General features: G+C 59.9%; 21 protein-coding genes and 2 riboswitches. Of the genes, 15 read left to right on the top strand and 6 right to left on the bottom strand.

Annotated elements, in window-relative coordinates; all coding sequences use genetic code 11:
• Window positions 1–21: 21 nt before the first annotated feature.
• On the bottom strand, window positions 22–480 hold the full coding sequence (locus tag AC2I9W_RS00105; protein ID WP_486408084.1) for an Lrp/AsnC ligand binding domain-containing protein: 459 nt from the start codon (window positions 478–480) through the stop codon (window positions 22–24).
• A 188-nt stretch (window positions 481–668) separates the two neighbouring features.
• Here AC2I9W_RS00105 and putA point away from each other — a divergent pair, with 188 nt between their 5' ends.
• Window positions 669–4,448: a trifunctional transcriptional regulator/proline dehydrogenase/L-glutamate gamma-semialdehyde dehydrogenase gene (gene putA / locus AC2I9W_RS00100; RefSeq protein WP_486408083.1), complete on the top strand. Its 3,780-nt coding sequence runs from the start codon at window positions 669–671 to the stop codon at window positions 4,446–4,448.
• A gap of 71 nt (window positions 4,449–4,519) precedes the next feature.
• Here putA and AC2I9W_RS00095 read toward each other — a convergent pair whose 3' ends face one another.
• On the bottom strand, window positions 4,520–4,762 hold the full coding sequence (locus tag AC2I9W_RS00095) for a hypothetical protein (protein WP_486408082.1): 243 nt from the start codon (window positions 4,760–4,762) through the stop codon (window positions 4,520–4,522).
• 110 nt (window positions 4,763–4,872) lie between these two features.
• Window positions 4,873–5,916 (bottom strand): sulfate ABC transporter substrate-binding protein, encoded by a 1,044-nt coding sequence (locus AC2I9W_RS00090; RefSeq protein ID WP_486408081.1) that lies wholly within the window; start codon window positions 5,914–5,916, stop codon window positions 4,873–4,875.
• Window positions 5,917–6,060: 144 nt separating this feature from the next.
• Here AC2I9W_RS00090 and AC2I9W_RS00085 point away from each other — a divergent pair, with 144 nt between their 5' ends.
• The 7 genes from AC2I9W_RS00085 to mnmC1 all read left to right on the top strand — a co-directional run bounded on the left by AC2I9W_RS00085 (window position 6,061) and on the right by mnmC1 (window position 13,686).
• Window positions 6,061–6,336, top strand: coding sequence for an oxidative damage protection protein (locus AC2I9W_RS00085; protein WP_158390939.1), 276 nt, complete (start codon window positions 6,061–6,063; stop codon window positions 6,334–6,336).
• Between the two features lie 1,039 nt (window positions 6,337–7,375).
• The gene (locus AC2I9W_RS00080; protein WP_486408080.1) at window positions 7,376–7,696 is read left to right on the top strand and encodes an ArsR/SmtB family transcription factor; all 321 of its coding nucleotides are present in this window, start codon (window positions 7,376–7,378) and stop codon (window positions 7,694–7,696) included.
• Between the two features lie 17 nt (window positions 7,697–7,713).
• The gene (locus AC2I9W_RS00075) at window positions 7,714–9,003 is read left to right on the top strand and encodes an arsenic transporter (protein ID WP_486408079.1); all 1,290 of its coding nucleotides are present in this window, start codon (window positions 7,714–7,716) and stop codon (window positions 9,001–9,003) included.
• A 25-nt stretch (window positions 9,004–9,028) separates the two neighbouring features.
• A complete protein-coding gene (gene arsC, locus AC2I9W_RS00070; protein ID WP_486408078.1) occupies window positions 9,029–9,460 on the top strand; it encodes an arsenate reductase (glutaredoxin) in 432 nt (143 codons plus the stop codon).
• A complete protein-coding gene (gene arsH, locus AC2I9W_RS00065) occupies window positions 9,447–10,163 on the top strand; it encodes an arsenical resistance protein ArsH (protein WP_486408077.1) in 717 nt (238 codons plus the stop codon). Before arsC ends, arsH begins: the two co-directional genes overlap by 14 nt.
• Before the next feature lie 597 nt (window positions 10,164–10,760).
• A riboswitch (glycine riboswitch) is annotated at window positions 10,761–10,852 on the top strand.
• 13 nt (window positions 10,853–10,865) lie between these two features.
• Window positions 10,866–10,985, top strand: a riboswitch (glycine riboswitch).
• 52 nt (window positions 10,986–11,037) lie between these two features.
• Window positions 11,038–11,703 (top strand): trimeric intracellular cation channel family protein, encoded by a 666-nt coding sequence (locus AC2I9W_RS00060; protein ID WP_486408076.1) that lies wholly within the window; start codon window positions 11,038–11,040, stop codon window positions 11,701–11,703.
• Window positions 11,704–11,844: 141 nt separating this feature from the next.
• On the top strand, window positions 11,845–13,686 hold the full coding sequence (gene mnmC1 / locus AC2I9W_RS00055) for an FAD-dependent 5-carboxymethylaminomethyl-2-thiouridine(34) oxidoreductase MnmC1 (protein ID WP_486408075.1): 1,842 nt from the start codon (window positions 11,845–11,847) through the stop codon (window positions 13,684–13,686).
• 92 nt (window positions 13,687–13,778) lie between these two features.
• On the opposite strand, the gene AC2I9W_RS00050 is transcribed toward mnmC1, so the two are convergent.
• The gene (locus tag AC2I9W_RS00050) at window positions 13,779–15,098 is read right to left on the bottom strand and encodes a hemolysin family protein (RefSeq protein WP_486408074.1); all 1,320 of its coding nucleotides are present in this window, start codon (window positions 15,096–15,098) and stop codon (window positions 13,779–13,781) included.
• Window positions 15,099–15,377: 279 nt separating this feature from the next.
• On the opposite strand from AC2I9W_RS00050, the gene AC2I9W_RS00045 reads away from it, so the two are divergent.
• The 7 genes from AC2I9W_RS00045 to AC2I9W_RS00015 all read left to right on the top strand — a co-directional run bounded on the left by AC2I9W_RS00045 (window position 15,378) and on the right by AC2I9W_RS00015 (window position 22,494).
• Window positions 15,378–17,177, top strand: coding sequence for a nitrite/sulfite reductase (locus tag AC2I9W_RS00045; protein ID WP_486408073.1), 1,800 nt, complete (start codon window positions 15,378–15,380; stop codon window positions 17,175–17,177).
• Between the two features lie 34 nt (window positions 17,178–17,211).
• Complete coding sequence (locus AC2I9W_RS00040; RefSeq protein ID WP_486408072.1) at window positions 17,212–17,598, top strand: DUF934 domain-containing protein; 387 nt, start codon at window positions 17,212–17,214, stop codon at window positions 17,596–17,598.
• Complete coding sequence (locus AC2I9W_RS00035; protein ID WP_486408071.1) at window positions 17,595–18,218, top strand: phosphoadenosine phosphosulfate reductase domain-containing protein; 624 nt, start codon at window positions 17,595–17,597, stop codon at window positions 18,216–18,218. The genes AC2I9W_RS00040 and AC2I9W_RS00035 overlap by 4 nt, the downstream gene beginning before the upstream one ends.
• A gap of 211 nt (window positions 18,219–18,429) precedes the next feature.
• Window positions 18,430–19,362, top strand: coding sequence for a sulfate adenylyltransferase subunit CysD (gene cysD, locus AC2I9W_RS00030; RefSeq protein WP_486408070.1), 933 nt, complete (start codon window positions 18,430–18,432; stop codon window positions 19,360–19,362).
• Between the two features lie 168 nt (window positions 19,363–19,530).
• The gene (locus AC2I9W_RS00025; RefSeq protein ID WP_486408069.1) at window positions 19,531–20,916 is read left to right on the top strand and encodes a sulfate adenylyltransferase subunit 1; all 1,386 of its coding nucleotides are present in this window, start codon (window positions 19,531–19,533) and stop codon (window positions 20,914–20,916) included.
• A 144-nt stretch (window positions 20,917–21,060) separates the two neighbouring features.
• Window positions 21,061–21,390, top strand: a complete 330-nt coding sequence (gene fdxA, locus AC2I9W_RS00020; RefSeq protein ID WP_003053491.1) for a ferredoxin FdxA — start codon at window positions 21,061–21,063, stop codon at window positions 21,388–21,390.
• 36 nt (window positions 21,391–21,426) lie between these two features.
• On the top strand, window positions 21,427–22,494 hold the full coding sequence (locus AC2I9W_RS00015; RefSeq protein WP_486408068.1) for an NAD(P)/FAD-dependent oxidoreductase: 1,068 nt from the start codon (window positions 21,427–21,429) through the stop codon (window positions 22,492–22,494).
• A gap of 150 nt (window positions 22,495–22,644) precedes the next feature.
• Here AC2I9W_RS00015 and AC2I9W_RS00010 read toward each other — a convergent pair whose 3' ends face one another.
• Entirely contained in the window at window positions 22,645–24,135 is a 1,491-nt protein-coding gene (locus tag AC2I9W_RS00010) for a nucleobase:cation symporter-2 family protein (RefSeq protein WP_486408067.1), read from the bottom strand.
• A gap of 447 nt (window positions 24,136–24,582) precedes the next feature.
• A complete protein-coding gene (def, locus tag AC2I9W_RS00005; RefSeq protein WP_486408066.1) occupies window positions 24,583–25,122 on the bottom strand; it encodes a peptide deformylase in 540 nt (179 codons plus the stop codon).
• Between the last annotated feature and the right edge of the window lie 179 nt (window positions 25,123–25,301).

The following is a 25,301-nucleotide window of genomic DNA, read 5'->3' as shown; positions in this document are numbered from 1 at the left end:
CATCTCTCGTATTAACCCAACCTAGAGCGGCAAGCGCGCGCCCTCCTTGACCTCCTCCATCACGGCATAAGTTCTGGTCTCACGCACACCAGGCAGTTGCCAGAGCACACGGGCTGCAAAGTCTCGATAGGCAGCCATATCCGCCATGCGGGTCTTGAGCAGATAGTCAAAGCCGCCCGCCACCATATGGCACTCCATGATGGCGGGGCAAGCCTGCACGGCGGCCTTGAACTCGTCAAAGACATGGGCAGCGGTGCGGTCGAGCAGCACCTCAACAAACACCGTCATGCCCACGCCCAGCTTTTGCGGATTCAAGCGCGCCTCATAACCCAGGATATAGCCATCGCGTGTGAGCCTGGCAACGCGTGCCTGCACGGCCGTGGGCGAGAGCGCCACCTGCTCGGCCAGGCGCAAATTGGAGATGCGGCCATCAACTTGCAAAAGCGCCAGTATCTTGCGATCAATTCTGTCCAAATCCACACTTAAAGCGCCTTTTATTGGTGAATTACTCTTTCAAAATCACGAAATATAGTGATTCATTTTTCATCAAACCAGCAATGATTTCCCCTATGTAGACAGCTGTAGCCGGGCCGCGTGCAATACAGCTGTGAACATGGTGAAGGCCGCGCACCTACCCGCGCCCTGACTCAGCCACTCTGGACCCTGCCATGCTGTCTTTCACTGTGCTGCCAGACCCTTCCCGTCCCGCCCACGAGCTGCGGCGCGCCATCACCGCCGCCACCCGCATGGCCGAGCCCGATGCCATGGCCCGCTTGCTGCCTGCAGCCACGCTGCCGCCCGCCCAGGCAGCCCAGGTCGCAGCTCACGCCCAGAAGTTGATAGAGCAGTTGCGGGCGCAACCTGCCAGCGCGGGCCGCCAAGGACTGGTGCAAGGCTTGTTGCAGGAGTTCTCTCTGTCCTCACAAGAGGGCGTGGCACTGATGTGCCTGGCCGAAGCTTTGCTGCGCATACCTGATGCCGCCACACGCGATGCGCTCATCCGCGACAAGCTGCGGGGCGGCGACTGGCAGGCCCACCTGGGTAAAAGCCCCTCGCTGTTTGTCAATGCCGCAGCATGGGGCCTGGTGGTCACCGGCAAGCTGGTCGATACGCACAGCGAGTCGGGCCTGCTGGCCTCCCTCAAACGCATCACCGCCAAGGGTGGCGAGCCACTGGTGCGCAAGGGCGTGGACATGGCCATGCGCTTGATGGGAGAGCAGTTTGTGATGGGTGAAACCATTGCCAAGGCGCTGGAGCGTGCCCGCGCGCTGGAGGCCCGTGGCTTTCGCTACTCCTACGACATGCTGGGCGAGGCCGCCCTCACCGCCGAAGATGCCCAGCGCTATCTGCAGTCCTATAGAGATGCTATTCACGCCATTGGCAAAGCTGGCGGACACAAAGGCGTCTATGAAGGCCCCGGCATCTCCATCAAGCTCAGCGCCCTACACCCGCGCTACAGTCGTGCACAGCGCCAGCGTGTGATGACGGAGCTGCTACCCCGTGTTTTGCACCTGTGCGAGCTGGCACGCAGCCACGACATAGGCCTCAATATCGACGCCGAAGAAGCCGACCGGCTGGAGCTATCGCTGGACCTGCTGGAGCAACTGGCTCACGCCCCCAGCCTTGCGGGCTGGAATGGCCTGGGCTTTGTGATTCAGGCCTATCAAAAGCGCTGTCCCTATGTGATCGATTACCTGATCGACCTGGCCCGCCGCAGCCAGCGGCGGCTGATGGTGCGCCTGGTCAAAGGCGCTTACTGGGACAGCGAAATCAAGCGTGCCCAGATCGAAGGACTTGCCGACTACCCGGTCTACACCCGCAAGCACCACACCGACGTGGCCTACATCGCCTGCGCCCGCAAGCTGCTGGATGCGCCCGGTGCCATCTACCCCCAGTTCGCCACCCACAATGCACAGACCGTGGCCAGCATCGAATCACTGGCAAGTGCTCGCCCATACAGCGCGGGCAGCTATGAATTTCAATGTCTTCACGGCATGGGAGAGCCGCTGTACCAGCATGTGGTCGAAGCACACGACAAAACCGCACGCCGCCCCTGCCGCATCTACGCCCCCGTGGGAACACACGAGACGCTGCTGGCTTATCTGGTGCGCCGCCTGTTGGAAAACGGGGCCAACTCCTCCTTTGTGCACCGCATTGCAGACCCTGACTGGCCCATATCAGATTTGATAGCTGCCCCCGCAGAGCAGACCTTGGCTGAAGGCCAAAAAGACTCAAAGTCTTCTGACTCCACCCTACTCGGCCTTCCCCATCCGCTGATTGCCTTGCCGCGCCAGCTGTTTGGATCGCAACGCGCCAACTCCGCCGGGATAGATCTCAGCGATGAGCGCGTGCTCGGCGCCTTGGCGCAAATACTTGCTCAAACCCAGCCGGAGCACATTGCACAAGAAGCCCAGGCGATTCGGGCCACAGAAGCTTCGGGCGGCGCCATCACCAACCCGGCCCGGCATCAGGAGCTGCTAGGCCATGTCTTTGATGCCACGCCTGTGCAAATAGCACAGGCCTTGAAAACTGCCACACATGCCCAGCCCACCTGGAATAACTGCCCGGCAGAGCTGCGCGCGCGCCTGCTGGATACGGCTGCCGAGAGCTATCAGGCCCACATGCTGACGCTAATGGCCTTGCTGATGCGCGAAGCGGGCAAGACCGCAGCCAACGCGGCCTCTGAAGTGCGCGAAGCCATTGACTTCCTGCGCTACTACGCCGCCCAGATTCGCCAGCAAGCCCAAGCCCACCTACTCACCCCCGGCATAGGCCCAGTGGTCTGCATCAGCCCCTGGAACTTTCCGCTCGCCATCTTCACCGGCCAAGTGGCCGCGGCGCTGGCCGCAGGCAACGTCGTGCTGGCCAAGCCTGCTGAACAAACACCGCTGATTGCCCTGCAGGCGGTGCATCTGCTGCATCAGTCAGGCATTGCCCCCGAGGTCCTGCAACTGCTGCCCGGCCGTGGCGAAACCGTGGGTGCCGCGCTGGTGGCCGATGCTCGTGTGGCCGGCGTGCTCTTCACTGGCTCTACCGAGGTGGCCAGGCTGCTGAACCTGCAAACATCTTCAAGACTGCGTGAGGACGGCCAGCCCGTGGTTCTGGTGGCCGAGACCGGCGGCCAGAACGCCATGATTGTGGACTCATCCGCCCTGGTCGAGCAGGCGGTGCAAGACATCATCTCCTCGGCCTTTGACAGCGCGGGTCAGCGCTGCTCGGCCCTGCGCCTGCTGTGCGTGCAAAGCGACTGCGCCGATCGCCTGCTGAGCATGCTGCGCGGCGCCATGCAGGAGCTGCGCTGCGGCAACCCCGCCGAGCTGGCCACCGACATAGGCCCCGTGATCGATGCCCCTGCCAAGGCGGGCATTGAAAAGCACATCGCCAAGCTCAAAGCCCAAGGAATGCACATCTATGAATCCCCGCTAAGCGCAGAGATCGCCGCACAAGGCCATTTTGTCGCGCCTACGCTGATAGAGCTGCCCGATCTCAAGCCCCTCAAGCGCGAAATCTTCGGCCCGGTCTTGCATGTTCTGCGCTACCAGCGCTCTGACTTGCCACTGCTGATAAAGCGCATCAACGCTCTGGGCTTTGGTCTGACCATGGGCCTGCACACCCGCATTGACGAGACCGTGCAGCACATTGCCCAAAGCGCCCATGTCGGCAATCTGTATGTCAACCGCAATATGGTGGGAGCCGTGGTCGGCGTGCAACCTTTTGGCGGCGAAGGCCTGTCAGGCACCGGCCCCAAGGCTGGCGGGCCGCTGTATCTGCCGCGCCTGCAGCACGCAAGCAGATCGCCGCTAAACCTGCTCCGCTTGGGTCTGCATCAATCCGGAGTGCAGCAAAATCGGCCACAGTCCGCGCATGTCATCCGCGCTGCGACCGCCGCCTTGCAGCAACTACAGCACTGGGCCAGCCAGCATCATGAAGCGGCCCTTGGCAACCACTGCGAACAACTGCTATCGGCCCTGCCTGATCTGCATGCTGCCTATCTTCTGCCCGGCCCCACCGGCGAGCGCAATCTCTATCATCTGTCGGGCAAGGCTCGCGTTCTCTGTGTTGCACAAAATCCCGCCATGCTGTTGGCGCAACTGGCCGCCGTATTGGCTTGCGGCGCAAAGGCTTTATGGCTGGCCGACTCCATCAGCACAGCGCTGCACCAGCGTCTGCCAGCAACGCTTCAGCACCATCTACAACGATTGCCTGCCGAGTTGAGCCTTGAAGAGATCGCAGAGACGGAAGTCATGGACGCCGCGTTGCTGGAATGCGATGACGCCCTGTTTTTGCAATGGGCCGGGGCCTTGGCACACCGCCCTGGCCCGCTGATTCTGCCCACACGCTGCCAAGCCGGTCAGCCGATAAGGCTGGAGCGCTTGTGGCATGAACGCGCCCTGTCCCACAACACCGCCGCCGCTGGTGGAAACACCGCCCTGATGATGCTGGGCTGAGTACGAGTCACAACAGAAACGCAACGAAGACACAGCTCAGCAAATCGCAGAACTGCGCAAGTCCCGCCCATTCAGTTCTCAGATCGGGAATATGCGCATGACTGGGGCTGCCGCTCCGCCCCAGAGGCAGCCAGATGCGGCTTTTCTGCCCCCTCCTCCTTGGAGGCATTCCACAACTGACCGCTGGCCTGCAAGGCTTCCGCCTCATCCCACGCGGCCTCCCAGGCGACCAAGGGCTGGCGAGCATTCAGCGCCCCTGCACCAAGCAATGCTCCGCTCACCCAGCTCCATGCCTGTGTCCATACATTGCGCATCACAAACTCCTGTCGTTGATTCACATCTCTCGCGCACGAGCCTGCCCGGTACGGCCTGCTCGTCATCTCAAAAATGAGAGCACCTTGTGCTCTCCACATCTAAGCCGGACTTACTTTTTGGCATAAATCTGATCAAAGCTGCCACCGTCGGCAAAGTGCGCCTTGTCAGCCGCTGCCCAGCCGCCAAAGGCCTTGTCGATGGTGAACAGCTCCAGCTTGGGGAACTGACTGGCAAACTCGGCCGCCACCTTGGCATCGGTGGGGCGGTAGAAGTTCTTGCCGGCGATGCGCTGGGCTTCTTCCGAATAGAGGTACTGCAAATAAGCCTCGGCGACCTTGCGCGTACCTTTTTTGTCCACCACCTTGTCGACCACGGCCACCGAGGGCTCGGCCAGAATGGACAGCGAAGGCGCGACGATCTGGAACTTCTCCGGGCCGAACTCCTTGAGTGCCAGATAGGCCTCGTTCTCCCAGGCCAGCAGCACATCGCCCAGACCACGCTGCACAAAAGTCACGGTGGAGCCGCGTGCGCCGGTATCCAGCACGGGCACATTCTTGTAGAGCTTGGTGATGAAATCCTTGGCCTGCGCATCGCCGCCGTCTGCTCCCCCGTATTTGCGCTTGGCAAACTCCCAGGCCGCCAGATAGTTCCAGCGCGCACCGCCCGAGGTCTTGGGGTTGGGCGTGATCACCTGGATGCCGGGCTTGATCAGATCGTCCCAATCCTTGATGCCCTTGGGGTTGCCCTTTTTGACCAAAAACACAATGGTCGAGCTGTAGGGCGCACTGTTGTGCGGCAGGCGCTTTTGCCAGTCGGCCTTGACACTGCCATTCTTGACCAGTGCATCAATATCGCCCGCCAGCGCCAGCGTGGCCACATCGGCCTCAATGCCGTCGATGATGGAGCGTGCCTGCTTGCCCGAGCCACCATGCGACTGCTTGATCGTCACATCCTGGTTCTGCGTCGCCTTCCAGTGCTTGGCAAACGCCTGGTTGTAGTTCACATACAGCTCACGGGTCGGGTCGTAAGAGACGTTGAGCAGCTGTACCCCAGATTGCGCAAACGCAGGCAATGTGGGCAGAGCCGAGAGGGTCAAGCCCCCAATCAGACCGGCAGCCAGAGGAAACTTGATAAAGTTGCGACGATTTTTCATTGGACTGTGTTCTTGGAGTGAATGGATAACGGGCTTATTCCCCCGTTGCTGTGCATTCTTGAGCTACATTCTTAAAACTCAAACTACTAAGATTTCAGTTTGTTATTACCCAAACATCTGAAATCAACCAAGAGGACCCTACACATGGCACGTACCGTTCACTGCATCAAGCTTGGTCAAGACGCAGAAGGCCTGGACTTCCCTCCTGCTCCCGGCGAACTGGGCAAGCGCATTTATGAAAGCGTGAGCAAGCAGGCCTGGGCCGACTGGCTCAAGCACCAGACCATGCTGATCAATGAAAACCGCCTGAACCTGGCCGACGCCCGCGCCCGCCAGTACCTGGCCCGCCAGATGGAAAACCACTTCTTTGGTGGTGGTGCCGACGCAGCTCAGGGCTATGTGCCACCCAGCGCTGAATAAGCTCTGCTGACTCGAACAAAAAAGCCCCTAGGTTTCGGCCTTGGGGCTTTTTTGTTGCTGGCTGTGGCCCGCGTTATTTATGAAGAAATCGGCCTCTAACGCTTATCTGGATTGCGGTAGCAGCTATCAAAACAACATCATTTTTTCGCCAGCGACAGAGGCCGGGTCTCGCCCCGGCTGGCGAGTTACCTTTCTTGCTCGCACAAGAAACGTAACCCAAAGAATGCGACCCGACTGTCCGCGTCCCTGCGCTGCGCTCCGGGCAAACCTGCGTCACGCCATTCAGGCTGCGGTGCCGCCCAACTCCAAGAGCTTGACGGCGCAGGTTGCCCGCAGCGAAGCGGAGGGACGTGGGTAGCAGGGGCCGGCTCTTTGCCTACTTTCTGGCACCAGAAAGTAGGTCGGCAAGGCGGGCCGAGACCCGCCCTCTGCAAGCCAATCAGGCATATCGCTTGCATCGAGCACAGCAGTCACCAACCCTGTAATTTCAAGCCAAATTAGCCTCCAGCCCAATCACAGAAAGCGTAAGCAGCTATCAAAACTGCGTTTGCTTTGTCGTACACGACAGAGGACGGGTCTCGGCCCGTCAGCCGAGGTACTTTCTTTTGCTTCGCCAAAAGATAAGTACCCAAAGAAAAGGCGACCCGACTGTCCGCGTCCCTGCGCTGCGTTTCACTTCGCTTCGGGCAAACCTGCGTCACGCCATTCAGTCTGCGGTGCGGCAAAACTCGCTTTGCGCTGCGCGCGCCGCTCAAACACGTTGCCGCAAGTCAGATCACGAAGCAACGCTGTCCTGCGGCAGCGTTGCCCGCAGCCCGAACAGCGTGCCGCAGGCGCTGACACACGGGTGGATGCGGGTACGGACGGCCTGCGAGATTTGTGACGAACTGGGCTTTTATCTCAATCTCAGATTTGTAAGATGCTTTTCAGATGAGGGATCGCTTTCGGCCAGAAGAAGCCATTGAATGTTACGCCGTAAAGCTGTCATTCAATTCCTCTACTGAACTTAATGATTCAACAATAGTTGTATTATTAATTCATGCAAGAAGCCCAAGTTATCCGTTCCCTTTCAGCCTTGGCCCATGAGGCACGCCTGCGCGTTTTTCGTGCGTTGGTTGTTGCAGGACTGGAAGGCCTTACACCCAGCGCATTGGCTGAGCAGCTGGGGATCGCACCCAATGCGCTGTCGTTTCACCTCAAGGAACTCTCTCATGCTGAACTTGTGACTCAGGAGAGACAGGGGCGTAATGTGCTTTATCGAGCTGCGATTCCGGCCATGAATGGCCTGCTCTCATACCTCGTAGAGAACTGCTGCCAGGGTGCAGCTTGTACAGACGCCCCAGCCGTTTGTCAGTGCTGAACAAGGAGTAGTTCGGCATGTTGAGCGCCATCCTGATTTTCATCTTCACTTTGACGCTGGTCATCTGGCAACCGCGTGGCCTGGGTATTGGCTGGAGCGCCTCGATTGGAGCCGCTATCGCGCTGTTGCTGGGGGTTGTGCATTGGGCTGATATTCCGGTGGTCTGGAACATCGTCTGGAATGCCACGGCAACCTTTGTCGCCGTCATCATCATCAGCCTTTTGCTGGATGAAGCTGGTTTCTTCGAGTGGGCCTCGTTGCACTTTGCACGCTGGGGTGGAGGCAGCGGAGTCAAACTGTTTGCTTTCATCGTGCTGCTGGGTGCTGCCGTGTCAGCCCTGTTCGCCAATGATGGCGCGGCCCTGATTCTCACGCCCATCGTGATGGCCATGCTGGTGGCGTTGGGCTTTTCTCCGGCTGCAACGCTGGCGTTTGTCATGGCCGCCGGGTTTATTGCAGACACAGCGAGCTTGCCTCTGATCGTCTCCAACCTGGTGAATATCGTCTCCGCCGACTTTTTCAAGATCGGCTTCAATGACTACGCATCGGTGATGGTTCCCGTCAACATCGCCTCGGTCCTGGCGAGCTTGGGTGTATTGCTGCTGTTTTTCCGACGCGATATTCCTGCCACTTACGACGTAGCTCAGCTCAAGTCGCCATCGGCTGCAATCAAGGATCTGGCCACCTTTCAGGCTGGCTGGGTCGTGTTGGTCTTGCTGCTGGTCGGCTTCTTCGCGCTGGAGCCCCTGGGCGTCCCTGTCAGCGCAGTGGCCGCCGTGGGGGCTGCGATCTTGCTGGCTGTGGCTGCGCGTGGTCATGTCATCAGCACCAGGAAAGTACTTCATGATGCTCCGTGGCAGATCGTGGTGTTCTCGCTGGGGATGTATCTGGTGGTCTATGGGCTGCGCAACGCGGGCCTTACGGATTACATCGCCATGTTGCTGAACCAGTTTGCAGCCGGTGGCGTGTGGACCGCTTCACTGGGCACAGGCGTGCTGTCTGCGGTGCTGTCTTCCATCATGAACAACATGCCCACGGTCCTGATCGGAGCCTTGTCCATCGATGCATCCACGGCCACAGGGGCAGTCAAGGAAGCCATGGTGTACGCCAATGTGATTGGCTGCGATCTGGGTCCCAAGATCACGCCGATTGGCAGCCTGGCCACGCTCCTTTGGCTGCATGTGCTCGCCAAGAAAGGCACAACGATTGGCTGGGGCTACTACTTCAAAGTCGGTGCGGTGCTGACCATGCCCGTGCTGCTCATTACCCTCGCAGCGCTGGCTTTGCGGCTCAGCGTGGCGTCATGAACCTTTGCAACGGGAATCTAGCGCTATGAGCGACATCACGATCTACTACAACCCTGCTTGCGGTACCTCCCGCAATGTTCTGGCCCTGATCCGCAACAGCGGGGAAGAGCCCAAGGTCATTGAGTACCTCAAGACACCTCCTGATCGCGCCACCCTGGTGGGCCTGATCCAAGCCATGGGCATGCCCGTGCGCGATGTGTTGCGCCAAAAAGGTACGCCGTATGACGATCTGGGCCTGGGCGAGCCCAAATGGACGGATGAGCAATTGATTGATTTCATGCTCCAACACCCCATCCTGATCAATCGTCCGATAGTGGTCACCCCTATGGGAACCCGGCTGTGCCGTCCCTCGGAGGCCGTACTGGAGATCCTCCCTCAGCCCCAACAAGCTGCATTTTCCAAAGAAGACGGTGAAACCGTCATTGACTCGAAAGGCCAACGAATTGGCAAGCTCTGACCTCCCCAACATCGATGAACAGGTATTTGAAAAACCTAGCCTCGAAGGCTTGTTGCCTCAAAAACGTGCAACCCACGCGCCGCGCATTCTGCTGTTGTATGGCTCGGTTCGTGACCGCTCCTACAGTCGACTGCTGACCGAAGAGGCTGCGCGCCTTCTGCGCAAGATGGGGGCCGAGACAAGAGTCTTCGACCCGCGCGGCCTGCCGCAGCCGGATGGCGCCCCTGATGACCACCCAAAGGTTAAAGAGCTGCGTGAGCTGGCTCTATGGGCCGAGGGCATGGTCTGGACATCTCCTGAGCGCCATGGTGCGATGAGCAGCATTCTCAAAGCGCAGATTGACTGGATTCCTTTGTCCGTTGGCGCGGTGCGACCAACGCAAGGCAAGACGCTGGCGGTAATGCAAGTCTCGGGAGGCTCCCAGTCCTTCAATGCAGTCAATCAAATGCGTGTGCTGGGTCGCTGGATGCGCATGATCACCATCCCCAATCAATCCTCCGTTGCGAAGGCATTTGCAGAGTTCGATGAGGCAGGCCGGATGAAGCCCTCTTCATATTACGAGCGGGTGGTAGACGTGATGGAAGAGCTGGTCAAGTTCACGCTGCTGACGCGAGACTGTACGAACTATCTGGTGGATCGCTATAGCGAGCGCCGTGAAAGTGCCGAAGAACTGTCCAAACGGGTCAACCAACGCAGTATTTGAGCGATACGGGCGGGCTGACACCACACTTTTGACTGAAAACTCAGCAGCAGCTTTTCTTATTTTCGGCAGACTGCTTAGGGTCGCTGACTGCCATCTCAAATACAGCCATCAAACACCCAAAGAAGCCATCCTGCATTCGGTATCGCCCCTTTTGCCCACGCCTGTGACTGAAAGTTCTTGGGGCTGGCAGTTGCACCGCAGAGTGCAACTGCATCGTCATCCAATCCGGGGCAACCTGTTTGAACGGAACGTCGAAGACGCGCAGTGAGTTTTGCCGCACAGCCCCAAGAGCTTGACGGCGCAGGACGCCCCGCAGCGAAGCGAAGGGGTCGTGGGCAGCAGGGGCCGGATCTTTGCCTACTTTCTGGCCACAGAAAGTAGGTCGGCAAGGCGAGCCGAGACCCGCCCTCAGTCCTTGGCAAAGGCATGGCATCAAAACAAAACCAAGAGCCAAACCAAGCTCAACGCCAATCACAGCAAGCGCAAGCAGCTATCAAAACCACCTTCAACAGCCACTGGAACAAGCGCCACACGCAGCACAACCGCACGCAAACCCGTACTAACCCGAACAAAGTCCCGGAAACTGACTAAAATCGCGCCCATCCTGCGGGAGAGCGGAACCTGTCACAGTTCCCGCCGAAGGCGCAAACTCCCATAATCGCTCAGGCAATCAGTACCGCAGGTGGGCCAGAAAAGGCCCGGATATCGCCAACTGGAGAGCAGCCCGCAACCACAAGTTCGCTGGGCTCACCGAAGGGGCAAGCATGACCGCCGCGAAGGTGCTTGTGCGCAACTCTCAGGTAAAAGGACAGCGGGAGAGGCAAGCCGGACACTCCTCGCTGATGTGAGTGGCTGGTCTATTTCAAGTGCCTTCATGCTGCCTTCTGTCTCTTTGCTGGATTCGTTCCAGACCTCCAATTTCACCGTCATGCTGGTCATCTATCTGGTGGCCATCACGGCGGAAGCCATGTCCGGCGCCCTGGCCGCAGGCCGGCGCAATATGGACATTTTTGGCGTGGTCGTCATCGCCTTTGTCACCGCTTTGGGCGGCGGCACCATCCGCGACATGGTGCTGGGCCACTACCCGATTGGCTGGACGCAGCATCCCGAGTATGTGTATCTGGTCATCAGCTTTGGCCTGCTGACCACGGTGATTGCGCGCCACATGGTCAAGCTCAAGCAGGTGTTTCTGCTGCTGGACGCCATGGGGCTGATCGCCTTCTCGCTGATCGGCTGCAATACGGCGCTGGAGCTGGGCTACCCCACCATCGTTGTCATCATGGCGGGCATGATTACCGGCATCAGCGGCGGCATCTTGCGCGACGTGCTGTGCAACCAGGTGCCGGTGGTCTTCCGCCGCGAGCTGTATGCCAGCGTGTCGCTGGCCGTGTGTCTGATGTTCCTGGGCCTGCGCTATCTGGAGGTCAGCTCCAACATCAGCACCGTGGTGTGCTTTGTGGGGGGGCTGGCCTTTCGTCTGGCGGCCATTCGCTTCAAGTGGCGGCTGCCGGTGTTTTCTTATCAGCAACGCTGGGAATAACTGGCAAGCCCCCTGAGGCGCTTTCGCGCCTTCCCCCGGAGGGGGACGACATCTTCGCTGCGCGGCGGCGCTTGCTGGATGTCTCTTGACTGGGGCAGCGCCGGTTTTTAGCGCTCTGCTCTGTTGAATTGATGTTTTTTGATGCCTGAAACTGTTCACCACCTGCTTGAAGGTATGGACCCTAACGCCCAGCAATGGCGTGTGCTGGAGACCGACTTTGCTTGCGGTCTGCGCTTTTTGCAGACTTGGGCGGCATGGCGGGCGCAACCACAGCGCAGCCGCATGCTGCATTTTGTGGGTTTGCTCAGCCAGGCCCCCTCGCTTGAAACTCTGTGCCAAACCTTGCCAACCAATGGCCCGCTGAGCCAGTTGGGCGAGCAGTTGTGTCAGCAATGGTGGGGACTGCTGCCCGGCATACACCGGCTGTCGTTTGAGCAAGGGCAGGTGCTGCTGACGCTGTATATCGGCGATACGCAGAATCTGCTGCGCCGCCAGCCGCCGCTGGCCGCCGACCATATCTGCCTGAGCAATGCAGACCCTGCCGACTGGAATGGCGATGCCCTCAAGAATCTGGCCCGCCATTGCCGCCGCGGCACGCTGCTGACAGCACCCGGTACGGCGCTGGCAACGGCTTTGGGCAAGCTGGGTTTCGAGCTGCTGCAGCAAGCAGCAACAACTGGCCTGCAGGCCCGCTACAACCCGGCGTGGGAGCCGCGCCATCGCCCCGATGGCTTTCCCGCACCGCTCGGCCAGCCGGGTCACTGTCTGGTGCTGGGCGCAGGTCTGGCTGGGGCAGCAGCCGCCGCCAGTCTGGCGCGGCGCGGCTGGCAAGTCACTGTGCTGGACAAGGCTGCCCAGCCTGCAGCCGGTGCCTCGGGCCTGCCTGCGGGACTGTTCTGTCCCCATGTCTCGCCCGATGACAGTGTTTTATCGCGTCTATCCAGATCCGGCGTGCGCACCACGCTACAAACTTTGCAGCAACTCAGTGCGACCGATCAGTTGCAGAGCGGCCAAGACTGGGCGCATGGTGGTGTGCTGGAGCATGACCTGAACGAGCCCGCCCATTTGCCAGCGCAATGGCTGAACCCTGACCATGACGAGCATCGCTGGGGCCAGCAGTGGAGCAGTCCTGCCAGCGACGGGCAGCTTGCCGCTGCGCATTTGCCAAAAGGTAGCCATGCCCTGTGGCATGCGCAGGCCGGCTGGGTCAGGCCCGCTCAACTGGTGCGGGCGCTGCTCAGCCATCCACGCATCCACTGGCAAGGCAACGCCCCTGCCGCACGACTGCAGCGCGATGCGGCCAGTGAGCAGTGGCAGGTGCTGGACAGTCAAGATCAGCGACTGGCACAAGCCCCCATGCTGGTGCTGGCGCTGGGCCCAGACAGCAAGGCCCTGCTGCAAGCCAGCGGCCTGAGCGCCGGCGACTGGGAGCTGCAAGCCATACGCGGCCAGGTCAGCGTGGCCGTGCACTCGGCCCAGACGCAGGCAGCCATGCCGCCCTTTCCCGTCAACGGCCACGGCAATCTGGTGCCGGATTTTCCCGGCGCTGCCCCTGCCGATGCACACCAATGGATCATGGGCTCCACCTTCGAGCGCGATGTCACCGAGCTGCCGCCCTCGCCCGCCGATCAGCAAGCCGCCCATGCCAGCAATGGCGAAAAGCTGGCCGCCCTGCTGCCCGCGTGCCGGCAGGCACTGCAATCATTTTTCGATGCACCGCAGCAGCCCGCCACCTGGGCCCGCGTGCGCTGTGCCGCTTATGACCGTCTGCCGCTGGCCGGGCCAACCGGGCAAACGCCCGAGGAGCAAGCAGGCCTGTGGGTGCTGACAGGATTGGGCTCACGCGGGCTGACGCTGTCCATGCTCTGCGGCGAGTTGCTGGCCGCGAGCCTGCATGGCGAGCCACTGCCCATCGATGCCAAGCTGGCGCAGGCGCTGGGCACGCAGCGGCTGTGGGGCCGCAGCGCCGAGCAAGCGCGGTAAGAGCCACTCCAAACACGCATTCAACTCTCAAAAAAAATAGCGGCTAGCGCTTATCACATAAGCACTAGCCGCTATTTTGATGCTTGAACCTTTTATTCGTTGCTGCTCGTCACCACGGTGACCAAAGGCTCCAACTTGCTTGCCAACACCTTGTCCAGCGTCTTGCCGTCCATGTCCACGACTTCAAAGCGCCAGTCTTCCCACTCCACCACATCGGCCTCGCTGGGGACTCGGCCCAGCAGCAGCATGATCATGCCGCTCAGCGTGTGATAGCGACCGCGCTCTTCTTCGGGCACGGTATGCAGGCCCAGGCAGTCCTTGAGTTCGGGCACGGGAATATGGCCATCCAGCAGCCAGCTGCCGTCTTCGCGCTGCACCGCCCAGCTCTCTTCGGGGTCATCGGGCAAAAACTCGCCGGTAATGGCCTCGATCAAATCCTGCAGCGTGACAATGCCTTGCACTTCGCCGTATTCGTCGATAACAAACGCCATCTGCAGATCTGAGGTGCGGAAGTTGTCCAGCAGCTCCATGCCCGTAATCGTCTCGGGCACATAAAGCGCCGCCTGCAGGGGCTGATCCTTGAGCTTTTGCTCGCCCTTGTTGCGCACCGTCTGGGCCAGCCACTGGCGGGCATTGAGCACGCCCACGATATCGCCCATATCCCCCTTCACCACGGGATAGCGCGCATGGTTGGCCTGCTCGACACGGGCCAGATTGGCTTCCAGACTGTCATTGATATCGAGGAACACCACATCGCTGCGCGGCACCATCAGCGAGCCGATCTGGCGCTCATCCAGGCGAAACACATTGCGCACCATGGTGTGCTCTTGCGCCTCAATCACGCCTGCAGTCTGGCCTTCCACCAAAATGGCCTGAATTTCCTCTTCGGTCACCACACTGCCATTGCTTTCCTTGACGCCCAGCAGCTTGAGCAAGCCACGTGTCGATGCCGACAGCAACCAGACAAAAGGCTTGGTAGCCAGCGCCAGAAAGTTGATAGGCCGCGAGATCAGGCGCGCCAGCGCCTCGGGGTTGGACTGTCCCAGCCGCTTGGGAACCAGTTCGCCCACCACGATGGAGAAGTACGTGATCAACACCACCACTAGACCGGTAGCGACATAGCCTGCGGTCTTGACGTCCAGGCCTGCACTGATGAGCCACTGAGCCAGCGGGCCGGCCAGAGCGGCTTCACCAACGATACCGTTGAGCACGCCGATCGAAGTAATACCGATTTGAATGGTGGAGAGGAAACGCGTTGGATCCTCTCCCAATTTGATAGCAGCAATCGCGCCGCTGTCGCCCTCATCCACCAGTTTTTGCATGCGGCTTTTGCGGGCGGTGACCAGCGCAATTTCCGACATGGCGAACACGCCGTTCAGACAGATCAGGGCGAAAAGTATGGCTATTTCCATAGTCGGGCACCCGCTTTCAATCCAGGCGCCTCAATATTGAACAAGCCCTAATTCTAGGGAATGCGCAGCGACCACTCGCCCGCCAAATGCAAGCGTCTCTAAAGGAGATTCGCAAAAGCGCCTGTTTTGAAGCATTTTTTGCCTCACATATTCATTTAGATATATATGAACCACTAAATAATCGTTTGTTTTTATATAAAGCCTCTCTACAGTCCGCCTCAGCGATCCAAGTGCCATGCCTGCGCCGCAAGGCATCTGCTCCACGAAAGACCTGTAGACATGTACCAATACACCGATTTCGACAAAGCGTTCGTCAAGCAACGCGCCGACCAGTTCCGTGACCAGCTTGAGCGCTGGCAAGCCGGCAAGCTCACGGAAGACGACTTCCGTCCGCTGCGCCTGCAAAACGGCTGGTATGTGCAGCGTTATGCGCCCATGCTGCGTGTGGCCGTGCCCTACGGTGAAATCAACTCGGCCCAGATCCGCGTGCTGGCCCAAATAGCGCGCGAGTACGACGAGCCCGAGGCTGATGTCTTCCAGGCTGCGCTGGACGGCCAGGGCAAGATGGGCACCACTTACCTGCCCAAGAACTGCGCCCACTTCACCACCCGCACCAACGTGCAGTTCAACTGGATTCCGCTGGCCAAGGCTGCCGATGTAATGGACTTGCTGGCCACCGTGAACCTGCACGGCATTCAGACCAGCGGCAACTGCATTCGCAACACCACCACCGATGCGCTGGCCGGTATTGCCCCCGATGAAATCGTTGACCCTCGCCCCTACGCGGAAATCCTGCGCCAGTGGACGACGCTGCACCCCGAGTTCGCCTTTCTGCCTCGCAAGTTCAAGATCGCCATCACCGGCGCCAGCGAAGACCGCGCTGCCACGGGCTGGCATGACGTAGGCCTGCACCTGCTCAAGAACGAGGCCGGCGAGATCGGCTTCAAGGTCTTTGTGGGCGGCGGCATGGGCCGCACGCCCGTGATCGGCACCGTGATCCGTGAGTTCCTTCCCTGGAACCAGATCATGAATTACATCGAGGCCATCGTCCGCGTCTACAACGAGCTGGGCCGCCGCGACAACAAGTACAAGGCCCGCATCAAGATCTTGGTCAAGGCCGAAGGCCAGGCCTATATCGATGCTGTGGAAGAAGAATTCCGCCAGATCGTCGAAGTGGACGGCGGCCCCCACACCGTGCCTCAGGCCGAGTTTGACCGCGTGGCCGCCATGTTCCAGCAGCCCGAGCTGAGCGCGCATCCCCAGATTTCTGCCGAGCAAGCCAATGCCGAGCTGCAAGAGCGCGTGGCAGCATCGCCCGCCTTTGCCCGCTGGGTCCAGCGCAATGTACACGCCCATGCCAACCCCGCCCTGCGGGCCGTGACTCTGTCATTCAAGCGCGTGGGCCAGGCCCCTGGTGATGCAACGGGCGAGCAGCTCGATGCCCTGGCCGATCTGGTCGATGTGTTCTCCGCCGGCGAAGCCCGCGTGACCCATGACCAGAACGTGATGCTGCCCTGGGTGCATGCCAGCGAGCTGTATGCCCTGTGGCAAAAGGCGAAGGAGTTGGGCCTGGCCAGCACCAATGTGGCGCTGCTCACCGACATGATTGCCTGCCCTGGCGGCGACTTCTGCGCGCTGGCCAATGCCCGCAGCCTGCCGATTGCCGACGCCATCACCGCCCGCTACCAGGATCTGGACGAACTGGACGATATCGGGGAGATCGATCTGCACATCAGCGGCTGCATCAACTCCTGCGGCCATCACCACAGCGGCCATATCGGCATTCTGGGCGTGGATAAGGACGGCAAGGAGTGGTACCAGGTCACGCTGGGCGGCTCAGACGGCTCCACGCTGTCGGGCAACGCCGTAGCCGGCAAGGTCATTGGCCCATCTTTCAGCGCCGCTGAAGTGCCTGATGTGATCGAAGCTGTGCTGACCACCTACCGCGACCTGCGTCAGCCTGGCGAGCACTTCATCGATGCCGTGCGCCGCATCGGCCTGGACCCGTTCAAGGAAGCTGGTAAGGCGGCACGTCACCCCGTCGAAGCCGAAGAAGCTGAAGAAGAAGCGCTGGCCTGAAATACAAGAACAAGACAGGAACAAGGACCGAGTCATGAAAATTCTGGCAAACCACGAATACCAGGCACCGGCCGAGAGCACAGCCACCGTGCTGGTCTTGGCCAATGATGTAAACGCCCTCGAAGCCAATCTCGACGGCATCACGCAAGTCGATCTGCACTTTCCCAACTTCACCGATGGCCGGGCCTTCACTCAGGCCTATCTGCTACGCCGCCGCCGTGGCTACAAGGGCGATATCCGCGCGACCGGCGATGTACTGATCGACCAACTGGTGCAGATGCAGCGCACCGGCTTTACCTCTGCCGTGCTGCGCGAAGGCGTGGACGCCACCGATGCGCAGCGTCAATTCGAGCGCTTTAGTGGCTACTACCAGGCCGATGCCGTGGAGCACCATCCCCACTTTGCGCAGGAGGCAGCATGAGCGAGCTGAACCTGTCTGCCGTCAACGCCGAACTGGGTCGCGACGCTCAGGCGCTGGTGAACTGGGCCGTGAGCCTGGGTCAGCCCACCATCGTCACCACCAACTTTCGTCCCTTTGAGGCCGTGATACTGCACATGGTCACCCGCGCGAACCCCAACGTGCCCGTGGTCTGGATGGATAACGGCTACAACACGCCAGCCACCTACCAGTTTGCCGATGCCGTCACCAAGCAGTTGGGCCTGAACCTGAAGATTTACCTGCCTCTGCGCAGCCGCGCCCACCGCGAAGCCGTGGAAGGTGCCACACCTGCTCTGGATGACCCTCGCCACGCGGCATTCACCGAAGAGGTGAAGCTGGAGCCTTTTGCCCGCGCCCTGCGCGAGACCGCGCCCAAGGTCTGGTTCACCGCCCTGCGCGCCACCGACACCGCCGTGCGTGCGGCGATGGAGCCTGTGAGCATCAACCCGGATGGGCTGATCAAAGTCGCGCCGCTGCTGCACTGGTCGTCCAAGGACTTGTACGAGTACTGCGAAAAGCACGGCCTGCCCAACAACTTTGACTACGTGGACCCGACCAAGGGTGAAGACAACCGCGAGTGCGGACTTCACTTGTCCCACTGAAAGTGGGACACCCCCTGAGCCGCTTCGCATCTTCCCCCTCTCTCTACGTGCTTCGCACTACGGGAGGGGGACGGCACCAGCGCGGCGGGGCGGCCCTTGCGCGGTGCCCCTGAGATGGGGTTGGTCAGTTTTATAGGTTGCGAATTTATAAAAAAGATAGCTGCTTGCGCAATACCAATAAGCGCTACAGCCCGATTTGATTGGAAAAGCAATGAACGCCCGTGTGGATACCTCCGTGCTGAGCCAGCTCAGCAACCGCCATCTGGACGCGCTGGAAGAAGAAACCATCTTCATCCTGCGTGAAGTGGCTGCCGCGTTTGAGCGCCCCGCCCTGCTGTTTTCTGGCGGCAAGGATTCGCTGGTCATGCTGCGCTGCGCCGAGAAGGCTTTTGGCGTGGGCCGCATTCCCTATCCGCTGCTGATGATTGACACCGGTCACAACTTCCCCGAGGTGACCGATTTCCGCGACCTGCGCGCCCAGGAGCTGGGCGCCGAGCTGATTGTGCGCAGCGTCGAGGACTCCATGGCCCGCGGCACGGTGCGCCTAGCCCACGCCGAAGAGCCCCGCAATGCGCACCAGTCGGTCACGCTGCTGGAAGCGATTGAAGAATTCCGCTTTGACGCGCTGATTGGCGGTGCCCGCCGCGATGAGGAAAAAGCCCGTGCCAAGGAGCGCATCTTCAGCCATCGCGACAGCTTTGGCCAATGGCAGCCCAAGGCCCAGCGGCCCGAGCTGTGGACGCTGTTCAACACCCGCATCGCCCCGGGCGAGCATTTCCGCGTCTTCCCCATCAGTAACTGGACCGAGCTGGATGTGTGGCAGTACATAGAGCGTGAGCAAATTGCCCTGCCCAGCCTCTACTACAGCCACAAGCGCAACATCGTTGAGCGCAAGGGCCTGCTAGTGCCTGTTACCGAGCTGACGCCGCCCAGAGATGGCGAGCAAGTCGTCGAGCGCGATGTGCGCTTTCGCACCCTGGGCGACATCACCTGCACTTGCCCCGTGGAAAGTACCGCCGCCACCGCTGCCGACATCGTGCTCGAAACCCTGGCCGCCGATGTCAGCGAACGCGGCGCGACGCGCATGGATGACAAGACCAGTGAAGCGTCCATGGAAAAACGCAAAAAAGACGGGTATTTCTGAAGGCTCCCCCTGAGCGGCTACGCCGCTTCCCCCTCTCTCGCTTCGCTGCGCTTGCGGGAAGGGGACGACGCCATCGCCGCGAGGCGGCTCTTGCTTGGCGTCTCTGGGTTAGGTTGGGATGTGTTTGATTGGCGCGGTGTGCGTGCCTGAATCACTGAGACAAATGCGATGACTAAAACTATTAATTCCGTAGCTGCTAGCACAATTCCAGCAAGCGCTACAGGCCAATTTGATGCTCAATACAGCAGCGCGCTGCGCTTTATCACCTGCGGCTCGGTCGATGATGGCAAGAGCACGCTGATCGGTCGTTTGCTGGTGGACACCCGTGCCGTGCTGCAGGATCAGCTGGCGGGCGTGACCAAGTCAGGCCAAAACGGGGACACCGTCGACCTGGCCCAGCTGACCGACGGCCTGGCTGCCGAGCGCGAGCAAGGCATCACCATCGACGTGGCGTACCGCTACTTCAACACCGAGGCACGCAAATTCATCATTGGCGATGCCCCTGGGCACGAGCAGTACACCCGCAATATGGTGACGGCGGCATCCAGTGCCGATGCCGCCGTGGTGCTGGTCGACGCCACCAAGCTCGATTGGCAGAACGTCGACCTGGAGCTGCTGCCCCAGACGCGCCGCCACAGTCTGCTGGTGCATCTGCTGCGCGTGAATTCGCTGATTTTTGCGGTCAACAAGCTCGATGCCGTGCAAGACCCGGCCCTAGCCTTCGCCCATATCAGCGCTGCGCTGCAGAAGTTCACAGCCACTGCCGGCATCAAGGTCACAGCCACTGTGCCCGTGTCCGCGCTCAAGGGCTACAACGTGGTCAGCAGCACTGACGGCTGGGCCGGCTACCAAGGCCCCAGCCTGCTGCAGCTGCTGGAACGGTTACCCAACACGCCTGCAGACAGCCATCTGGAGCTGGCCTTCCCCGTGCAATGGGTCGAGAAATTCTCTTCATCTGCAGACACCAGCCAGGGGCGCCGCGTGTTCTGGGGCCGTGTGGCCGCTGGCGTAGCCAAAGTAGGCGCGCAAGTGCAGATTCTGCCCAGCGGCCAGCTGGCGAGCGTGGCACAGGTCATCGACCATGCCCGCACGCCCAAACAGGTAGAGGCGGGTCTGTCCGCCGGCATCACCCTGGACCGCGAGGTCGATGTCTCGCGCGGCGACTGGATGGTGGCTGCCCCTGTGGCGGGCATCACGGCAGAGGACGACTTTGACGCCCCCGCCGCTATGAGCCCCTGGCCCAGCACCCGCGAGATCACAGCCACCGTGGCCTGGATGGACAACGAGCCCCTGGTGCCCGGCCGCGTGTACTGGGCGCTGCACGGCCACCGCTGGGTCAAGGCCAAGGTACGCCGCGTGGCGCACCGCCTGAACATCCACACCCTGGCCAAGGAAGAGGTAGAGCAACTGGAAGCCAATGCTATTGGCCTGGTCAACCTGCAACTGCAGGAAGCCATTCCTGCTGCCCCCTTTGGGCGTGCACGCCAGTTGGGCTCGCTCATTCTGGTGGACACAGCAAGCCATGCCACCGCCGGCGCAGCCCTGGTGAACTAGCCCCCGTAAAGCCAAGGCCGTAGCCGCGATCTAGGCCGCCAAACCAGATCGCCGTGCGGCCTTATCCGGCAGCGCGCTGGCGCTGCTCGGGAAAAAACCTAAAATCACCGGGTTTACCAATCCCACCGTACAAGAAGAATCCCAATGACTCACGTCGTTACCGAAAATTGCATCAAGTGCAAATACACCGATTGCGTGGATGTTTGCCCCGTGGACTGCTTCCGTGAGGGCCCGAACTTCCTGGTGATCGATCCCGACGAGTGCATTGACTGCGCCGTCTGCATCCCCGAATGCCCCGCCAACGCCATCTTTGCCGAAGAGGATGTGCCCGCCGATCAACTGGCTTTCATCAAGCTCAACGTCGATCTGTCCCAGCTCAAGAGCTGGAAGAGCATCACCAAGCGCAAGGCATCGCTGCCCGACGCCGACGAGTGGAATGGCAAGCCAAACAAAGTGGATTTGCTAGAGCGCTAAGCCAGCACGGGCGCGGACTGCGCTACGCTTGGCTGCATGAGCCTGTCCAACGCAACGCCCAACGCCTCCCTCTCTCAACAACCCGCCGTGGAGACCGACGCCATCATCATTGGTGCCGGTCCGGCGGGTTTGTTTCAGGCCTTCCAGCTAGGCCTTCAGGGCATTCACGCCCAGTTGATTGATGCCCTGCCCCATATCGGCGGCCAGTGCAGCCAGCTCTACGCACACAAACCCATCTACGACATCCCCGGCATTCCTGTCTGCACGGGCCAGGAGCTGGTTCAGCTGCTGGACAAGCAGCTCGCCCCCATGAAGGTGTCCCGCCACCTGGGTCAGCAAGTGGAAACCGTGGCTGCCATGAGCGATGGCCGCTGGCAAGTCAGCACCACCGCAGGCCAAGTCTTTCACACCCGTACCATCTTCATCGCCGCCGGTGTCGGGGCCTTTGTGCCCAAAGCCCTCAAGGCGCCAGGCGTGGATGCGCTCAGCAGCGCCCAGTTGCACTACCACCCACAGCAGCCGGATATGGCGGCAGGCCAGCAGACACTGATCTATGGCGGTGATGAAGAGGCCGTGGCCGCAGCCATTGCCTGCGCATCCACCGCAGCCCAAACTGTTCTCATGTACCGCCGCGACAGCTTCAATGCCGAGCCTGCTCAGCTGGAACAACTGCAACAATTGCGTGAATCCGGCGCTATCAAAGTCTTGATTGGCCAGATCACCGAGGCCCAGCACCATCAAGGTCGGCTGCAAAGCGTGCAATGGATGGACAGCGAAGGCAGCGAGCATATGCAGCCCGTTGAGCAATTGCTGGTCTATCAGGGCATTTCCCCAAAACTGGGGCCGCTGACCGATTGGGGCCTGGCACTGGAGCGCAAGCAACTGCTCGTCGATCCAGCCACTCTCGCCACCAGCTCCGCTGGCATTTATGCGATTGGTGACATCGTCAGCTATGCAGGTAAGAAGCGGCTGATTCTCTGCGCCTTCCACGAAGCCACCATGGCAGCATTCGCCGCAGCCGAATACCTGCAAGGCAGCAAGCCACTGCTGGAGTACACGACCACCAGTGCTCGCCTGCACGCCATTCTGGGTGTGTCGCACTGACAATAGCTTCCGAGAGCGGGTTCCTTTTGTCCGTCTCTTCCTCGTCAAGACAAGGCACGCAAATATAAAAAAGCCGCTACGCCTTTCATCAGGCATAGCGGCATCAATCACGACAGGGCTTTGTACCCCGCCGCGCGCACCTTGCTCAGCTCAATGTCCGTGTGCAGCCTTGACCGGAATAATGGGCACTTCCTTGCCCTCCTTGTCATAGACCTTGCCACCTTCAACGCGGTCACCGTCAGCCAGGGACTCCAGCACATGCTGGCTCAAGGCTCGGCCGTAGCCCGCCTCAAAGACGGAAGGCTGGTCGGAATTGCCTTGCTTGAAGTGGTTGTAGAGCAGGTTCAAAGTCACAGCGACCAAGGCTGTAGCGCTGATACCAGAGTGGAAGATGGTGGCAAACCATTCGGGGAACTGATCGTAGAACTTGGGAGCAACCACAGGCAGCAGGCCCGCGCTCACCGAAGTCGCCACGATGATCAGGTTCATATTGTTGTTGTATTCCACCTTGGCCAGCGTACGAATGCCGCTGGCAGCCACAGTACCAAACAACACCAGACCCGCCCCGCCCAGCACGGAGGGAGGCACGCAGGCAACAATACGGCCCATCACAGGCAGCACGCCAAATATGATCAGGATCAGGCCCGAAAAAGCCACGACATAGCGGCTCTTGATACCCGTCACGGCCACCAGGCCCACATTCTGCGCAAAAGCACTCTGCGTGAAGCCACCGAAGATGGGAGCCACGATGCTGGAGAGCATGTCGGCACGCAAGCCATCGCCCAGACGACGACCATCCACCGGACTGTCCACGATTTCACCCACGGCCAGAACGTCAGCCGAGGTTTCCACCAGGATCACCAGAATCACGATGAACATGGAGATCGTGGCGGCGATGTCAAAGGTAGGCCAGCCAAAATGCAGCGGCGTTGGCACAGCAAAAATGGGCCCGCTGAATACTTGCGAAAAGTCGGCCTTGCCAATGAACACAGCGGTCACGGTACCCACCACAATGGCCACCAGAATCGACAGGCGCGACAGCATGGCGTTGCCCAGCTTGCTGAACAGCAACACCATAAACAGCGACAAGCCCGCCAGACCGATATTTCCCACGCTGCCATAGTCCGCAGCCTTGGCGTTACCGCCCATGGCCCAATGCGCAGCCACGGGCATCAGCGACATGCCAATCACCGTAATCACACAGCCATTGACTAATGGGGGGAAAAACTTGGTGATGCGCGAGAAAACTGGCGCAATGATCAGCCCCAGGATGGATGAGTACATCACCGCTCCCAGCACCCCTGACATACCGCCTCCGGTATGCAAAATGCTGACCATGGTGGCAACACCTGCAAAAGAGACACCCTGCACCAAAGGCAAACGACAGCCAAAGAAGGGAATGCCCAGTGTCTGCAACAGCGTGGCAACACCTCCCATGAACAGACAGGCTGTCACCAACAGTCCCGCATCGGCGGCCGACATTCCTGCCGCCTCAGCGACGATCAGAGGCACCGCGACGATGCCGCCATACATGGTCAATACATGCTGCAAGCCATACATAAGGTTGGCTGTAACGCCAAGATTTTCATCTTCGGGGCGCGTGACGGCCGCATCCCTGGATGCTCCAGTCTGATCGTTCATCTTTGTCTCCTAAATTACCTACTCGCCAAGGCTCTAGAGGCCTTTTGCTCTGTCCGGTCGACTCACTGTCGCTCTTAGGTTGGGTTGTTCCCGAACACTGCTATTGCACTGTCTTGTGCTACAGCCTGCACAACATCCTTGAACTGCTTTTCATCAGCCAAGTGGCCTGCTCCATTACGCGATCAAGGCCATACCCGACAGGGCATGAAATCAGACTGTAAGTTGCCGGGACACTAAAATTGTCTACAGTTTTGTATACAAAGTGCTGACCAGAACCTTTCAAAAGTACTCAAACACACTCACAAACGAGGATCAAGTACTGAGCGAGGCATACACGCATCAAAGTAGTCTTGCTCGGCACAAATGCGAAAGGCGTGCAGACGCACGCCTTTCGCTCGTATCTTTTATTCATTAAAGAAAGAGGCCTGGAGTGTGCCCCCTTGACGTTTAGTCTTCCTCAGTCTGCGCAATCCCGGGAAACAGCACATCGGTAAATCCAAAACGACTGAAATCACGTACCCTCATTGGATACAACTTACCCCAGAGGTGATCGCACTCATGCTGCACCACTCGCGCATGAAAGCCCTCGACTGTTCGATCTATTGGATCACCGTAGATATCAAAGCCGGTATAGCGCACCTTGCTCCAGCGCGGCACCATGGCTCGTAGCCCAGGAACAGACAGACACCCCTCCCAATCCAGCTGCTCTTCTTCACCGATAGGAGTGATAACAGGGTTGATCAGCACAGTGCGGGGCACTATCGGTGCATCCGGATATCGAGGATTGGGCTCACCCGAGCCAAACACTACCACCTGCAAATCTTCGCCAATCTGCGGAGCAGCCAGTCCAGCGCCGTTGGCCACATGCATGGTGTCCAACAAATCCTTGAGCAGCAGATGCAGCACATCCGTATCAAACTCAGTCACCTGTTTGGCTACCCTCAGCAACCGGGGATCGCCCATCTTCAAAATAGTACGTACAGTCATACATCAATGTAGCGTGCAGCAACCACTTGGCGGCCCACTGTTCAATCATTCATGAGCATAGCTTTGCAGCAATTCCACGTGAACTCTGTGGCCTGAAGAGACTTCAGAAGCAGAGAATTTGATGAAATTGTGATGAACTTCCTGAGAGGGCTTTTTTACGCCCTATAATTCAGGTCTTC

This window comes from Comamonas sp. FUJ_7 (assembly GCF_057369555.1).
Note: the sequence above shows the minus strand (reverse complement) of the source record. Positions and strands in the feature narration are given on the sequence as shown.

What these genes read in the sequence shown, in the direction of transcription:
- putA (WP_486408083.1), top strand. Translation starts at nt 669, where the DNA reads ATGCTGTCTTTCACTGTGCTGCCAGACCCTTCCCGTCCCGCCCACGAG.
- AC2I9W_RS00080 (WP_486408080.1), top strand. Translation starts at nt 7,376, where the DNA reads ATGCAAGAAGCCCAAGTTATCCGTTCCCTTTCAGCCTTGGCCCATGAG.
- AC2I9W_RS00035 (WP_486408071.1), top strand. Translation starts at nt 17,595, where the DNA reads ATGAGCGAGCTGAACCTGTCTGCCGTCAACGCCGAACTGGGTCGCGAC.
- mnmC1 (WP_486408075.1), top strand. Translation starts at nt 11,845, where the DNA reads ATGCCTGAAACTGTTCACCACCTGCTTGAAGGTATGGACCCTAACGCC.
- AC2I9W_RS00050 (WP_486408074.1), bottom strand. Translation starts at nt 15,098, where the DNA reads ATGGAAATAGCCATACTTTTCGCCCTGATCTGTCTGAACGGCGTGTTC.
- AC2I9W_RS00010 (WP_486408067.1), bottom strand. Translation starts at nt 24,135, where the DNA reads ATGAACGATCAGACTGGAGCATCCAGGGATGCGGCCGTCACGCGCCCC.
- AC2I9W_RS00075 (WP_486408079.1), top strand. Translation starts at nt 7,714, where the DNA reads ATGTTGAGCGCCATCCTGATTTTCATCTTCACTTTGACGCTGGTCATC.
- AC2I9W_RS00095 (WP_486408082.1), bottom strand. Translation starts at nt 4,762, where the DNA reads ATGCGCAATGTATGGACACAGGCATGGAGCTGGGTGAGCGGAGCATTG.
- AC2I9W_RS00060 (WP_486408076.1), top strand. Translation starts at nt 11,038, where the DNA reads ATGCTGCCTTCTGTCTCTTTGCTGGATTCGTTCCAGACCTCCAATTTC.
- AC2I9W_RS00085 (WP_158390939.1), top strand. Translation starts at nt 6,061, where the DNA reads ATGGCACGTACCGTTCACTGCATCAAGCTTGGTCAAGACGCAGAAGGC.
- AC2I9W_RS00025 (WP_486408069.1), top strand. Translation starts at nt 19,531, where the DNA reads ATGACTAAAACTATTAATTCCGTAGCTGCTAGCACAATTCCAGCAAGC.
- AC2I9W_RS00045 (WP_486408073.1), top strand. Translation starts at nt 15,378, where the DNA reads ATGTACCAATACACCGATTTCGACAAAGCGTTCGTCAAGCAACGCGCC.
- AC2I9W_RS00090 (WP_486408081.1), bottom strand. Translation starts at nt 5,916, where the DNA reads ATGAAAAATCGTCGCAACTTTATCAAGTTTCCTCTGGCTGCCGGTCTG.
- cysD (WP_486408070.1), top strand. Translation starts at nt 18,430, where the DNA reads ATGAACGCCCGTGTGGATACCTCCGTGCTGAGCCAGCTCAGCAACCGC.
- arsC (WP_486408078.1), top strand. Translation starts at nt 9,029, where the DNA reads ATGAGCGACATCACGATCTACTACAACCCTGCTTGCGGTACCTCCCGC.
- def (WP_486408066.1), bottom strand. Translation starts at nt 25,122, where the DNA reads ATGACTGTACGTACTATTTTGAAGATGGGCGATCCCCGGTTGCTGAGG.
- AC2I9W_RS00040 (WP_486408072.1), top strand. Translation starts at nt 17,212, where the DNA reads ATGAAAATTCTGGCAAACCACGAATACCAGGCACCGGCCGAGAGCACA.
- AC2I9W_RS00015 (WP_486408068.1), top strand. Translation starts at nt 21,427, where the DNA reads ATGAGCCTGTCCAACGCAACGCCCAACGCCTCCCTCTCTCAACAACCC.
- fdxA (WP_003053491.1), top strand. Translation starts at nt 21,061, where the DNA reads ATGACTCACGTCGTTACCGAAAATTGCATCAAGTGCAAATACACCGAT.